The sequence below is a fragment of the Ruminococcus sp. 1001713B170207_170306_F1 genome (genome assembly GCF_015668065.1).
Taxonomy (GTDB): Bacteria; Bacillota; Clostridia; order Lachnospirales; family Lachnospiraceae; genus Blautia_A; species Blautia_A faecis.
In genome coordinates this window covers 74288-86701 of the sequence record NZ_JADPEX010000007.1, presented here as the reverse complement: position 1 = coordinate 86701, position 12414 = coordinate 74288, and the positions used below count along the sequence as shown (strand labels likewise).

The 12414-nt window shown below is 41.1% G+C and carries 18 protein-coding genes; 5 read left to right on the top strand and 13 right to left on the bottom strand.

What is annotated here, in order from left to right:
• Positions 1–77: 77 nt before the first annotated feature.
• On the bottom strand, positions 78–464 hold the full coding sequence (locus I4V84_RS06525) for a HEPN domain-containing protein (RefSeq protein WP_173769813.1): 387 nt from the start codon (positions 462–464) through the stop codon (positions 78–80).
• Positions 465–600: 136 nt separating this feature from the next.
• Positions 601–1209: an ElyC/SanA/YdcF family protein gene (locus tag I4V84_RS06520; protein ID WP_195991452.1), complete on the bottom strand. Its 609-nt coding sequence runs from the start codon at positions 1207–1209 to the stop codon at positions 601–603.
• A 410-nt stretch (positions 1210–1619) separates the two neighbouring features.
• On the opposite strand from I4V84_RS06520, the gene I4V84_RS06515 reads away from it, so the two are divergent.
• Together I4V84_RS06515 and I4V84_RS06510 are read left to right on the top strand one after the other, a co-directional pair.
• The gene (locus tag I4V84_RS06515; RefSeq protein ID WP_148461273.1) at positions 1620–1853 is read left to right on the top strand and encodes a helix-turn-helix transcriptional regulator; all 234 of its coding nucleotides are present in this window, start codon (positions 1620–1622) and stop codon (positions 1851–1853) included.
• 47 nt (positions 1854–1900) lie between these two features.
• Complete coding sequence (locus I4V84_RS06510; RefSeq protein ID WP_148461272.1) at positions 1901–2443, top strand: Uma2 family endonuclease; 543 nt, start codon at positions 1901–1903, stop codon at positions 2441–2443.
• Between the two features lie 164 nt (positions 2444–2607).
• Here I4V84_RS06510 and I4V84_RS06505 read toward each other — a convergent pair whose 3' ends face one another.
• The 10 genes from I4V84_RS06505 to I4V84_RS06460 all read right to left on the bottom strand — a co-directional run bounded on the left by I4V84_RS06505 (position 2608) and on the right by I4V84_RS06460 (position 8610).
• Positions 2608–3264 carry a Rha family transcriptional regulator gene (locus I4V84_RS06505; protein ID WP_148461271.1) on the bottom strand — a complete coding sequence of 219 codons (657 nt, stop codon included), beginning with the start codon at positions 3262–3264 and terminating at the stop codon, positions 2608–2610.
• Between the two features lie 230 nt (positions 3265–3494).
• Positions 3495–3698: an antA/AntB antirepressor family protein gene (locus tag I4V84_RS06500; RefSeq protein ID WP_227198736.1), complete on the bottom strand. Its 204-nt coding sequence runs from the start codon at positions 3696–3698 to the stop codon at positions 3495–3497.
• Positions 3699–4021: 323 nt separating this feature from the next.
• On the bottom strand, positions 4022–4426 hold the full coding sequence (locus I4V84_RS06495) for a RusA family crossover junction endodeoxyribonuclease (RefSeq protein ID WP_227198737.1): 405 nt from the start codon (positions 4424–4426) through the stop codon (positions 4022–4024).
• A 345-nt stretch (positions 4427–4771) separates the two neighbouring features.
• Positions 4772–5653 carry a sigma-70 family RNA polymerase sigma factor gene (locus I4V84_RS06490; protein ID WP_148461268.1) on the bottom strand — a complete coding sequence of 294 codons (882 nt, stop codon included), beginning with the start codon at positions 5651–5653 and terminating at the stop codon, positions 4772–4774.
• A gap of 63 nt (positions 5654–5716) precedes the next feature.
• Positions 5717–5998: a hypothetical protein gene (locus I4V84_RS06485; RefSeq protein WP_195379275.1), complete on the bottom strand. Its 282-nt coding sequence runs from the start codon at positions 5996–5998 to the stop codon at positions 5717–5719.
• Positions 5999–6013: 15 nt separating this feature from the next.
• A complete protein-coding gene (locus I4V84_RS06480) occupies positions 6014–6439 on the bottom strand; it encodes a hypothetical protein (RefSeq protein ID WP_148461266.1) in 426 nt (141 codons plus the stop codon).
• Complete coding sequence (locus tag I4V84_RS06475) at positions 6414–6842, bottom strand: hypothetical protein (RefSeq protein ID WP_148461265.1); 429 nt, start codon at positions 6840–6842, stop codon at positions 6414–6416. The genes I4V84_RS06480 and I4V84_RS06475 overlap by 26 nt, the downstream gene beginning before the upstream one ends.
• Before the next feature lie 74 nt (positions 6843–6916).
• A complete protein-coding gene (locus I4V84_RS06470) occupies positions 6917–8152 on the bottom strand; it encodes an AAA family ATPase (protein WP_148461264.1) in 1236 nt (411 codons plus the stop codon).
• The gene (locus I4V84_RS06465; protein WP_148461263.1) at positions 8083–8403 is read right to left on the bottom strand and encodes a hypothetical protein; all 321 of its coding nucleotides are present in this window, start codon (positions 8401–8403) and stop codon (positions 8083–8085) included. The genes I4V84_RS06470 and I4V84_RS06465 overlap by 70 nt, the downstream gene beginning before the upstream one ends.
• A gap of 15 nt (positions 8404–8418) precedes the next feature.
• The gene (locus I4V84_RS06460; RefSeq protein WP_148461262.1) at positions 8419–8610 is read right to left on the bottom strand and encodes a DUF6462 family protein; all 192 of its coding nucleotides are present in this window, start codon (positions 8608–8610) and stop codon (positions 8419–8421) included.
• A 176-nt stretch (positions 8611–8786) separates the two neighbouring features.
• Here I4V84_RS06460 and I4V84_RS06455 point away from each other — a divergent pair, with 176 nt between their 5' ends.
• From I4V84_RS06455 to sstT, 3 genes are all read left to right on the top strand, one after another.
• Positions 8787–9410: a helix-turn-helix transcriptional regulator gene (locus tag I4V84_RS06455; protein WP_148461261.1), complete on the top strand. Its 624-nt coding sequence runs from the start codon at positions 8787–8789 to the stop codon at positions 9408–9410.
• Positions 9411–9663: 253 nt separating this feature from the next.
• On the top strand, positions 9664–10164 hold the full coding sequence (locus tag I4V84_RS06450; protein WP_148461260.1) for a QueT transporter family protein: 501 nt from the start codon (positions 9664–9666) through the stop codon (positions 10162–10164).
• 202 nt (positions 10165–10366) lie between these two features.
• Positions 10367–11590, top strand: coding sequence for a serine/threonine transporter SstT (gene sstT / locus I4V84_RS06445; RefSeq protein WP_118578572.1), 1224 nt, complete (start codon positions 10367–10369; stop codon positions 11588–11590).
• Positions 11591–11683: 93 nt separating this feature from the next.
• On the opposite strand, the gene I4V84_RS06440 is transcribed toward sstT, so the two are convergent.
• Positions 11684–12406 carry a SigB/SigF/SigG family RNA polymerase sigma factor gene (locus tag I4V84_RS06440; RefSeq protein ID WP_195991451.1) on the bottom strand — a complete coding sequence of 241 codons (723 nt, stop codon included), beginning with the start codon at positions 12404–12406 and terminating at the stop codon, positions 11684–11686.
• Positions 12407–12414: the final 8 nt, after the last annotated feature.

Sequence of the window (12414 nt, the reverse complement as noted above, 5' to 3'; positions counted from 1 at the left end):
GGAGAAAGCTTAATTGATACCATATCATTTTTGACTAAGAGGAAAGCCATAGGTTTGACTTTCCTCTTAATCATTAATCATGATAATGTATTCTTTTCATACCATTTATCAATATTTCTGCAAACTCTGTCAACCTCTCCATCTTCTATTTCTGCATTAATATCATGTAACAGCAGTATTCTGAATAAAAATTTAAGTTTACGAACTGCTAGATCTATTTCAGCCCCTGAAAAATGTTGTGGAGCTTTGCTCTCAAACATATGGGATAACCAGTTTCGATGCGTACGTGCCTTGTTTATAAATATTTCATATAAACTATTATTTTTTTCATCTGTATGCTCTCTTTCATATTTAAAAATACGACTTATATCTGTAGATAAGTTGATAGCATATTCTATTTTTCCCCTTAAATCCGACCATGGTAAATTGCCTAACAATGCTTCCCTGACCTCTCCCACCACCATGCATACTGTCCGGTACACGGCGGTCAATTAACTTAACAAGTAACACGATTACTGGTGCAGTAATCTAACATTAAGGTTAGCCCATATGCGGTTACACATCCTGTTCTATCTAAGCGTTTTCTCTGTCTCCAGTTTCTCACGCATACAAAGGATTTGCAGCTCTTGTTTCTTCTCCATAAACTGTTTTCAATAATTCAAATGCCTCCCGAACATTTTCTGGAATATCCACATGGCAAATAAATTTTTTACCATTTGGTCCATAGCCTTCCGCATTGTCTGTAAGACGGGGAATTTCTCCCATAAGCAGATTTATGTATCTGTCAATTTTCCACATTCCATGTATTTGAATCTGATACTGCAATTCAGCTTCCTGATAGCAAACTTTCGCTTGATAAGATGCATAATTGATAATAAGTTTTTCTGATGCATATTTGTGAAGCCCTGCTTCCATGCGGTGTTGCATAGTTGCATCCTGACACAGAATAATACTCTTCCAGGTTATATTCTTTTCTTCTAGTAATGCAATCAGATTGGTAATATTATTTCCACAATTGGACGACCGGGTTTCCAGGGCATCGGCTTCTAATTGATAAACTTCTTTTAAATAGCAGGAAAACACCTCTGCTTCTGGAAGATTTTCTGTGACAATCTGAGGATATTCCCTGTGGACCAGTTGTCGCAACGTTTCTGTGGTATGACCAGCACCCCCTACAATAATATATTTCTTTGCAATCTGGTTTCTCATTGCTTGTGCCAGAATATCTCCTCCACAAAGAATACTTCAGCAAAACTGATACCCTTTGTCTTGCGGTAAACCTTCCAGGCTTTCAACATGATTTTTGATAAATTATATCTCATGTATGCATCTCCTTTCTCTTCTAGGAATCCCGATCAGCTCCGGCAGGTCTTAAACCAATCTCGGCAACTTTTGTTCCTTTGCTTACCCTTGCCCGGTATTATGTTGGTGTCTCCGGTGTACTTCCGCTACTTCGTTTTCACCCTTCGCTGTTGTACTGTTCCCTTGAACTGATTATAGTATAACCCGTTTTGGGTTACTTGTCAACCATTTTGTAATATATTTTGTATTATTTTTCATCTTTTTAGATTGACTTATAACCTTATTTTTATTATACTTTAGTAAAAAGGAGGTGCAATATGTCCATACATTACAAAGATAATGAACAAATCGTTATTGAGATAAAAAAGCTCATGCTTGAAAAACAAATATCACAAAGGGAAATTGCTGAACAGTTAAACATAAAGCCCCAAGGACTTACCAAACTACTAAACAAGAAAAACTTTGGATTCGAAGATGCTCAAAAAGTCCTCTCTGCAATGGGCTATGATTTAGTTATTGACTTCCAACAAGCAACACCACCACAACCATAACACTTACTTGAAACTTATTAATGTTTTCCAAGAAAGGATGTGTTACTATGCCATTACCACAACGAGAAGATTACACTATCGAAGATATTTATGCTTTACCAGAAGGAACCAGGGCAGAACTGATTGACGGTCAGATCTACTACATGGCACCACCTACCAGAAAACACCAAGATATCGTTGGCGCACTGTATCGGAAGATTGCAGATTACATTGATTCCAAGAGAGGTTCCTGCAAAATCTATGTCTCTCCATTTGCCGTATTTCTAAGCGAGAATGATAAAAACTATGTAGAGCCGGATATCTCCGTGATCTGTGACCCAAACAAGCTCAACGATAAGGGCTGTACTGGTGCCCCGGACTGGATCGTTGAAATTGTCTCCCCCGGCAGCAGGCGAATGGATTATTTCACCAAGCTATTCAAATACCGGACCGCAGGTGTTCGTGAATATTGGATTGTGGATCCACTCAAGAACTTTGTCATTGTCTACAACTTCGATACCAGCGATTCCGAACAATACACCTTTGCTGACACGATCAAAGTAGGTATTTATGAAGACCTGTATATTGATTTCAATCAACTCAATTTTTAAAATAGTGGATTTCCATTTCAGGATTCTATCCCCTAGCCGTTTGTTGCCAATATAACAAGCGGCTTTTTTCTGCTCTTTTTGTCTTACCCTAAATTCTACCCTCACATGGTTTTCATCCGTTTTTGCCCCGGTTTTATGCTTTCACACCAATGATTTCCCACCTATCACGCTGTACACTGCAGATATTTCATGGATTCCAGCCGGTGTTTGCAGTCCAGGTAAATATCCTTGTAGCCCCGTCCTGCTGCCATACCGGTTCTCAAAGTATGCGCAATCAGATGCTCCACCAGGGACAAATCATCCAGCTGAGATCCGGCCGCAGTTCCCTTATCTGTGATCCCCACAATCTTATATGCAAGCCTGGTACAGTTGCTGTAATAATGATCTGCATGAATACTTCCCTGCGCTCTGGCATACTCCACAAATTCCTTGATAGCATCTGTTTCTGTCCTCCTGGTCATCCTCTCTTCCTGATCAGAGATCCTGTAGGCAGCAGTCCCCTTTTCCCGGATAAGTTTTTCCATCTGGTTAAATGCTTTTATATACTGCAATTTCCATGCAAGGGCATCTTTACCAGTAAATCCCATTACCAGCAGGGAAAAACCGTCCCGATTCATCAGATACATTCTATGATACTGTCCATCATCTGCCTTTCTTTTGCTGGCAATAAACATCTTTGAGGGTTCCTCAAAATTGAGGAGCGATTTCTGCAAATTATCAATAGCACGTAGCACATTATCATGTCGCATTTCAAATTTCTCCGCCACCTGTAGACTATCACATACCGCTTCATCATTTTTCAAATAAACAAGTTCGTTCATTCATTTTCTCCCTTCTGCACTGCTGAGTTTTCAGCAATAGAATCGCCGCTTAATTTTGAGCAATATTGCACCGGTACTCTGTTGACAATGGATTCCACCATTTGTTCCTTCTGATCAGATGCCTCTGAGCGGTGAACGCAATTTTGCGTTGAGCTGCTTCTTCTTAGTTCCACCCCAAGGAAAAATTGCCAGCGCCTTTCTTATTCTGCCAAACTATTTTATTGGCAAACTTATTTTTTGAGCTCAATCCAATTTTGGCTTCTCCTAACTGCGCCGGTTCCTCCTATAAGATAAATATGTCTCATCACGTCTACGGAGATCTCATAATCCGCAACCGGTCTACCTCCTGTACTTTCGCTCATTTTTGAGCAAAAGTCTTTTTCTGCTTCAAAACCATATTCTGCCATTCTAGGAAACCAGTCTACAAATTCGATAACAAATCGTTATTAAGTTTGTCATCCTCATTACCATGTATTGTAATTGCTCTGCAGATACAAGCTTACGGGACAATACAAGGCTGTAAAGACCAGATTCATTGATAAGCCAACAACCGCGCTTTCCTAAACTCGACGCTGTTTTGTCGCTAAGTTTATCAGCGTCCAACTGGATAGAATAAGGCTGCAAAGCCTCGATTCATTGATAAATATCCCCCCTCGTTTTCGACCGGATATAACGATTTGTTCGGTCAAAAGGGGCTCCACAGTACGGATACCCATTTCAGATAACCACTGTTTTACATTTCCTACATTTGCTATTTCTAATGCCCTGCAAACATCTGATAAGCAAAATATTCTTTGCTTCTGCCTTCTTGGTCCTTCCCTTTTTCAAAGGATAAAAACTCTTCCAGCCGTTCATTGCAGATCTCCAGTCTTGGTCTTTCGCTGTACTGCTTTCTTACCTGCAGCTCCACGACCTGTGTATCATCCCGGTATGCCACCTCATTAAGGGCATCCAGAACAGCTTTTACGATGTTGTCAATATCCGGTTTCTTTGCCGGAAGGAGTTCCCCGTTTAACATAGCCGTCCTTCTTACCTTGGAACAGCTCTTGGGGACCTCATAAAAAGCCTGGATCCGCACTTTGATATATGCTTCATTGAGAAAACGCTGCTCCCCGGCAGCTTCAGTAACTACTGCGTTAAAAACTGGAGTTTTCTTGAGTATTCCCGGAATAACCTCCGCAAAACCTTAACATTTCTTAACATCCCGAAATCGCAGCGTTGCATTTGTCTTTTGCAACGCTGCAATGCAATTTCTTCCCGAACGTTCGTTTTTCTTTTCCGAACGCTCGCTTTTTTATGGAGCGTTCCAGCCAGTATTTACGGAACATTCCGCCCTTTACATGCCACAGATTCGTTGGTTTTATAAGGTATTCGTGTTTGTTTTTAAGCAGCCTGATTCGTGTTGTTTCGTCGTTTTAAAACCCATGGACATTACAGCAAAAACCTGAGAAAACTTGACATTCTACGCGCGTATAGGAAAGATTCGTTTCGTTTTGGAATTTCCATCCTACCATTCTTCCAGGGCAATCCTTTCCGTACTGCTTGTCCAAGTCCGATTGAAGTGCTCTGCACCATTACCACGAAGAGCTTGATTGTATACATAATCATCCCAGATAAAGGGTTTGAGTTCATTGCTCATGGAAGGTTTCCGCAGTTCTCTAAGTCCCTTGCTCTGCCATTGCCTGACTGCTTCTACTGTGGTCCCTACCCTTGCAGCAGTTTCTTTCAGTGTCAGATCTTCCTGGAATCTTGCCCTGAGAACTTCCGGAGCTATTCCCGGCAAATCATCCACAATAGTCCAAATAACCGTTTTTAACTGTTCAGCCTGTATTTTATCCAGGATTTCATTTTCGGAGCAATCTGGACACGCTACGACGTCACACAGAGTACTTTCTTCGTTTTCTCCTACTGGTACATCAAGACTCCCCATTTTATCCAAGACTGCTGCCCGCTTCAGTTCTTCCAGCTTCTCATATCCGACATCCAGATAATAGCAGAGTTCCTGATCAGTCGGTCTCCGGTTAAGCTCCGCATACATGGCAGCAGTGAATTGCTTGTATTTCGTCAACTTCCCCCGGAAATGTCTTGGCAATCTCACAATTTTTCCGCAATCTTCTATGTAGCCATGTATACTCTGCCGGATCCAGAAAGAAGCATAGTGCAGAAAAGAAACACCGTTTTCTGGATCATACCCATTTACTGCATTGCACATTCCAAAATATCCCTGCTGGATCAAATCCTCAATTTCCTCATAAGCTGCATATTTCTTTGCAATAGATCTGATAAATCCTTGGTTCTGCTGCCAGAGCTGCAGCATATTATCAGCAACGTTCTCACCGGCTTTGATTCTCAACACAAGCTGCTTATTGCTCATCTTCTGGCTTGACACAAGGCAACACCCCCTTTACAATAACTGCATACAATCCGGTTGCCTGCTGCCTTGTGCAGTGGGCTATTTTGCTTTTTCCAGATATGCCCTGGCACTTTTCAGTGCTCCCAGGGTATTATCAGCTCTGTTCTCCAAGGTTCTGATAAACTGCCTTACCTCTCTTTCATTCTCTGGCAGATAGTAACCGCCCGGAGGAATGGACGTAGAAAGAATAACAGCACCTTCCCAGCGTTCTTTCTCTACCTGTTTCTGCAATGCCCTGACTGTTCCAAGGTTCAACCTCTTTGCCAGATATTCCGGTGAAAGAGCATTGCGCTGACCTGTTTTCAAAACTTCTTCTACCATTGTTCTCCTTTCTCACTAGTACTCCGAGGTTGAAACAGCTCCGCAAATAGTAAAGACATCTCTTTCCGGAGCTTCCGTTACACAGCGAGAAAGCTTTTTCAAAGAACCACTGATAGATTCTAAATGATGATCAATATTCTTCAGCTGTTCCTCTATCGCTTCCATACTTCCCTTTTCATAATCTGGCAGCAGACCATAGCCGTTTTCTTTGGTGATAACTTCCACATTTCTGTCTCCATAATGCTCTTTCATAACATTCACAGCCATACTTGACAAGTCATATATGTGGCTCAGCTTTTCATATCCCCCACTTTCTGGCTTTCCAACCAGAACACGCATTTCTCCGCTATAATCCTCATCCTCTTCAAACAGTGCAAGAATAAGGTTTCCAACCTCTGCTGCCGAATCCATTGTCTTAATCCATATTTGCTGTTCTTTCATCAGACCGCTCCTTTTGCTCTAAGTCCCATGCTTTTTTCATCAACTGTACTTCACTACATTTCAACTTTTCAATTTCACTCTTGACATTTTCTACTGTATCAATCAGATCGTAAAATTCACCGCCACCCGGATCCACTCTCAACATCTTAGCTTCAGCCGATTTTATAAGATAAACATTCCGATCAATATCACGCCTGGTTTTATTTAGCTGTTCTCTTAAAGCTTTAATATCCAATGTCATGCTACCTTTTCCTCGCTTATACTTTCTTTCACTTAATCTTCTGTTTAAATTCTGCAAATATCTGTCCTCTTCTGGGGTAATTCTTGTATCATCAGAGGTTAAAACCACTCCTTCTCTTGTTAAAATGACAAAAGCATTACAATATTTGAAATAATCTTTCATTTTCCACTACCTGATTTTGCCTGTGTAAAAAAACACATGCTACCATGCTACAACGCTACCTATCGCTCCCTATATTACTCAGTAGCATTAGTAGCATTGGTATTATTAGTATTATTAGTATCATCAGTAGCATTAAATTTCCACCTTCTTGTTTTTGAATTTCCGGGCACTGCATTTATCCCATCAATCCCCTGAAATAAATCATCAAACTCTCTAATAAATTTTCCTATTTTTCGTACATCTTCATTAATCTCCCAAGATAAATATTTACTAGCTGTTTTTATATCATCTGCAGTACCTTCCCAATATCCATTCCCTTGCTGCACCAATTTCTGGATAGTTTCTCTAATAGGATTCTGAGCAAACCAGGCTATTCTTCTCTGTTTATTTACATCTTCCTCTGTGCCAACATACTCCCACTGAAATGTACATTTATTAAAACGTATCTTCAGCTTCTGACTTTCCATATCACGTCCTGTAACATTCAAAGTACCCTCATCAGAATACCGATCTTCTTTCGTGATAATCCACGCACAGTCTAATGCTCCCATAACTCCAACAGATCCTGACAATTCATTAAAAACATCCCCTGGATCTTTCATCTTTCTTGTGTGATGAATGAGTAGTAATGCAATTTCATGACTATCTGCAATTCTTTTCAAAACCTTAAAATCGTCATAATCTCGATCATACCCCGATTGGTTTCTTTTAGCAGGTTGTCGAATCATCTGGAATACATCTACAATAATAAGTTTGATATCTGGATGCTGATTTAACTGATGTTCAATCTGTTCTGTAAATCCTTCATTGATCTTGCTTACTTCATCTTCTGCAGTCAATATGTAAAAATTCTCAGGCCAGTCACCGTTTGGGATAATTTGTTTTAACCGGCTCTTTGGTCTACGCTTTGTACTTTCCAGATCCAGATACAGACAGGCGTATTTGTTACACTGAAAACTTAAGAACTTTTCACCTGTACATACAGCCAGGCACAGTCCCAGAGCCATATAACTCTTAAAATACTTACTAGGTGCACCAATCATTGAAACGCCAACTGGAAGAAGCCTATCCACAATCCACACAATTTGTGGTATTTCCATCTTTTTTAATTCACTTGCACTCACTGCTACAGGATACTTAACTTCTTTCAATGGTCTGGTTTTTCCCTTATCCAGGACTGCATTACTTTTCTTGTCTGCCTCCAGAGCTGGATCCGGGCCAAGCTCTGCCAGTTCCCTTTCTACTCTGTCAAGCTCCGCAAGAGCAGCTTCTTTTTCTGTTCCAGAAGCCGTCTTCTTTTTTCCTTCCACGCTTCATGCTCACCTCTCTTTCTTTCTGATCTTACCCATTCGCTCAGCTCTTTTTGTCCTGGGCGGAAATACTCGCAATATTCCAGATCTAATTGCTCATATTCCTCTGGCAGCAGGTTATTTCTGAGAATATTAAATATATTCACATTTGCCCGAATGATTAGGTTTCTCATCCGCTCATAAAGTTCTGATCCCCACCGATACTCTTTTGCAGCTTTCACAACCGCGTTTACTTCTTCTTGTACTGTCATTTCGCGATACCATTTTTAGTTTGCCAGGCTGTCCATGTAAGCATCTACTTTTGAAAAATTGATCAGATAACATTTACCAATCTTAATTTCTGCACCGGCTTCACCTGCTACCTTACGCATGGTATTCCGTCCTAATCCGTACCTTGCACACGCTTGTTCAATCTTTCCAGTTTTAATTTCTGGCATCTCTTTTCTCGCTTCTCTCATGTTGTCCTCTCCTTTTATCGTTGATATTTATTAATTTATATTGATATTATGAACTGTAATATATATTTTGTCAATACAGGTTTTTATTGTTAATTTCTATTGATTTTTTACATGTACAGTGATAATATGTAATAAACAAAGATAACGTTAAAATAATTTTATGGAGGCTCAATATTATGACGAAAAAAATAAATTTTATTCCCGAGCGTTTAAGAGAATTGAGAAAAAGAGATGGTTCTACCCAAAAAGAATTTGGAGAAAAGGTAGGATGTACAATGGCTTCAATTTCAGCCTACGAGAATGGTTCCAAAGTGCCACCAACACCGACGCTTATAAAAATGGCAGAAACATGTGATTGTTCTATTGACTGGCTCTTTGGCTTAAGAGATGATTCTACTGCAGGAAATGAAGAACCTGCAGCAAAAACCTATTCAGATTATATAAAAAGATTATTTGCGTTAGATGATGGCTCAGTTTCTTTGTGGTTTGATGCTTGTAACGAAACCGATCCCTGCACAGAAACAGCTCGCCTTGCAATTTTATTTACAGATTCTGTTTTAAATACGTTTTTAACAGCTTGGAAAAAGACTCGTGCTCTCTATCTGGATGGAACCATTGACAGTACAATATACCAGGCATGGAAAGAAAAAATCCTGCGCGATTTTAACAATCCTATATTAAAAGATGATAATTCATGGGAAGACTTTTTTAGTGCATATCGAGATCTGCACCGAAATGAATTATGTAGCCAATATGACGCGGTAGTTAGTTCCCTAAGTCTTATCCAACCTTTTGAATAATTAAATGCCAATTATCCTCTCCAATTGGCAGCATTAAAGCAACTTTTTGATTATTAAAATTCCATTGTGGGTAAATTGTGGGTACGACCACATTTCCCCTTGCATTTCTCTCCTAAATATGCTATACTCATGCCCGTTGAAAAGCCCAGAAAAATAAGGTCTTAAGCGGCTTTTCCGCCGATTCCCGGCGCAAAATGAATCGAGTGTTCGTGACCTTCCACTCGTAAAACAAAACTAAAGGAGACAAATGAATATGAAAAACAAAAGTACCCTGTTTCTGGTGCAGGCAGCGCTGATTGCGGCTGTCTATGTTGTACTGACACTGGTGTTTGCACCGTTTAGTTATGGAGAGATTCAGGTTCGAATTTCCGAGGCCCTGACCATTCTTCCATTCTTCACACCAGCTGCCATTCCTGGTCTTTTTGTAGGCTGTATCCTTGCCAACCTGCTTGGCGGTGCAATTCCTCTGGATATTGCATTCGGAAGTATCGCTACCCTCATCGGAGCTGTATTTACCTACAAACTTCGTAACAGCAACAAATGGCTGGCGCCAGTTCCACCAATCGTAGCCAATGCAGTTCTGGTTCCATTCGTACTTCGTTACGGCTATTCCGTCAATCTTCCGATTCCACTTATGATGCTTACGGTAGGTGCCGGAGAGATCATTTCCTGCGGAATCTTTGGAATGGTACTTCTCACTGCACTTTCCAAGTACAAGAATACACTGTTTGGCAAACAGGCTGCTGCTAAATAATTTTTTTAATTTGCAAACCCGGGTAAGAGGTTTTTATGATCCTCCTTACCCGGATTTTTTTCTCTATTTTTTCTTTTTTCCAAAAAAGTCTCTCATTTTCATCAATTTCATCATATATTTTATTGCGAATCCTCCCTGCATACTATATAATTAATTGATTAATCTTTTATCAAATTAAAGAGGGAAAGAGGTAAAGAAACAAATGAAAAATTTATGGAACAAATGGACCGGGATTGCACTGGTGAAACGAATCGTCGTTGGTCTGATTCTTGGTGCCATCCTTGGAGTTGCAGCCCCCGGTGCAACCAGCATTGCCATCCTTGGCGATGTATTTGTAGGTGCTCTGAAAGCCATCGCACCCCTTCTGGTATTCTTTCTGGTTCTCAGTTCACTGTGCAACGCAGGAAAATCCCATGGCGGCGTTATCAAAACAGTAGTTGCCCTTTACATGTTCAGCACTGTACTGGCAGCTGTGATTGCCGTTTTCGCCAGCATGATTTTCCCTGTACACCTGACACTTACCAATGCAGCCGCAGACGCCAGTGCCCCACAGGGTATTGTGGAGGTCCTCAGCAACCTTCTTCTGAATATTGTTGCCAACCCGGTATCTTCCCTGGTGAATGCAAACTATGTAGGTATCCTTACCTGGGCCATCCTTCTTGGTCTTGCCCTTCGTACAGCAAATAACACCACAAAAAAAGTCCTTGCTGACATTGCAGACGGAATATCCCTGGTGGTCAGCTGGATCATCAACCTGGCACCCTTCGGAATCTTCGGTCTGGTATTTAACACCGTATCCACCAATGGATTAGACATTTTCACTACCTATGGAAGACTACTGTTGCTGTTGGTAGGCAGCATGCTTTTCATCTACTTTGTAACAAACCCGCTTCTGGTTTACTGGTGTATCCGAAAGAATCCATATCCGCTGATTCTGCACTGCCTGAAAAAAAGTGCCATCACCGCATTCTTCACCAGAAGTTCTGCTGCCAATATTCCAGTAAATATGAAAGCCTGTGAGGAGATGGGGCTCGACCGTGACACCTATTCCGTAACCATTCCTCTTGGTGCAACCATCAACATGGACGGAGCTGCTATCACCATCACCGTTATGACAATGGCAACTGCTTTTACCCTTGGAATCCACGTTGATATCCCAACAGCTATCATCCTCAGCCTTCTTGCAGCCCTTTCTGCATGTGGTGCTTCTGGTGTTGCCGGCGGATCCCTCCTTCTGATTCCTATGGCCTGCTCCCTTTTCGGAATTTCTGACGACATTTCCATGCAGGTTGTAGCCGTAGGCTTTATTATCGGAGTTATCCAGGACTCAGTTGAGACAGCCCTTAACTCCTCTTCTGACCTGCTTCTCTCTGCTTCTGCAGAGTTCAGACAGTGGCGTCTGGAAGGAAAAGAGATTAAATTCTAACACCCAATAATGCTCTGGAAAATATGAGAAAATACTTTGCTTTTTTCTCCTTTTCCAGAGCGTGTTTGAAAAAGGCTTTCTGCAAGATGTGCGTCACAATTTGTGGGAGATTTCTCTTAGCTTCTTCAATATCCTTTTTTCCATTCTGGAAATCTGAACCTGGGACATTTCCATTTTTTTTGCAACCTCTGTCTGTGTCATATCCTGAAAATACCGAAATACAATCAGTCTTTTCTCCTCTCCTTCCAGTTTTTCCAGAATCTCCTCCAGAAAAATCCGGTTCAAAAGCTTTTCATGGCGATCCTCTTTTTCCGGAAGCCTGTCCACAAGCTGCAAATCCGTTCCATCTCCCTGATACACAGTCTTGTAAATAGAATCTACCTCTGCAGCCGATTCCAGCGTCATCGCCAATTCTTCCATCGGCATATCCATAGCATCTGAAAGTTCTCTTAGATCCGGCTCACGGCCTAACTTTTTCTCCAATTCCTCCCTCATTTTACAGATTTTATACTGATTCTCTTTTATGGAGCGGCTCACCTTCAGAATTCCATCATCCCGAAGGAACCGCTTAATCTCTCCAATGATCATTGGTACTGCATAAGTAGAAAACTTCACATCAAATTCAGGATTGAAATGATCTACAGCCTTCAAAAGCCCGATGCTTCCAATTTGAAAAAGATCCTCCATTTCCACCCCTCTCCCCAGAAAACGCCTGGCAACGCTATATACCAGTCCCATATTTTCCGAAAACAAAGTATCTCTTGCCTCTTTATCTCCCTGGTGAATGCGCCCAATGAGAGCAAGAGTGTGATCCATGTTTCCTC

Coding starts and splice junctions, on each gene's coding strand:
- I4V84_RS06465 (WP_148461263.1), bottom strand. CDS start 8,403: ATGACAGTACAAGAAGAAGTAAACGCGGTTGTGAAAGCTGCAAAAGAG.
- I4V84_RS06460 (WP_148461262.1), bottom strand. CDS start 8,610: ATGAGAGAAGCGAGAAAAGAGATGCCAGAAATTAAAACTGGAAAGATT.
- I4V84_RS06525 (WP_173769813.1), bottom strand. CDS start 464: ATGGTGGTGGGAGAGGTCAGGGAAGCATTGTTAGGCAATTTACCATGG.
- I4V84_RS06450 (WP_148461260.1), top strand. CDS start 9,664: ATGAAAAACAAAAGTACCCTGTTTCTGGTGCAGGCAGCGCTGATTGCG.
- I4V84_RS06520 (WP_195991452.1), bottom strand. CDS start 1,209: ATGAGAAACCAGATTGCAAAGAAATATATTATTGTAGGGGGTGCTGGT.
- sstT (WP_118578572.1), top strand. CDS start 10,367: ATGAAAAATTTATGGAACAAATGGACCGGGATTGCACTGGTGAAACGA.
- I4V84_RS06440 (WP_195991451.1), bottom strand. CDS start 12,406: ATGGATCACACTCTTGCTCTCATTGGGCGCATTCACCAGGGAGATAAA.
- I4V84_RS06485 (WP_195379275.1), bottom strand. CDS start 5,998: ATGGTAGAAGAAGTTTTGAAAACAGGTCAGCGCAATGCTCTTTCACCG.
- I4V84_RS06505 (WP_148461271.1), bottom strand. CDS start 3,264: ATGAACGAACTTGTTTATTTGAAAAATGATGAAGCGGTATGTGATAGT.
- I4V84_RS06515 (WP_148461273.1), top strand. CDS start 1,620: ATGTCCATACATTACAAAGATAATGAACAAATCGTTATTGAGATAAAA.
- I4V84_RS06455 (WP_148461261.1), top strand. CDS start 8,787: ATGACGAAAAAAATAAATTTTATTCCCGAGCGTTTAAGAGAATTGAGA.
- I4V84_RS06510 (WP_148461272.1), top strand. CDS start 1,901: ATGCCATTACCACAACGAGAAGATTACACTATCGAAGATATTTATGCT.
- I4V84_RS06475 (WP_148461265.1), bottom strand. CDS start 6,842: ATGAAAGATTATTTCAAATATTGTAATGCTTTTGTCATTTTAACAAGA.
- I4V84_RS06480 (WP_148461266.1), bottom strand. CDS start 6,439: ATGAAAGAACAGCAAATATGGATTAAGACAATGGATTCGGCAGCAGAG.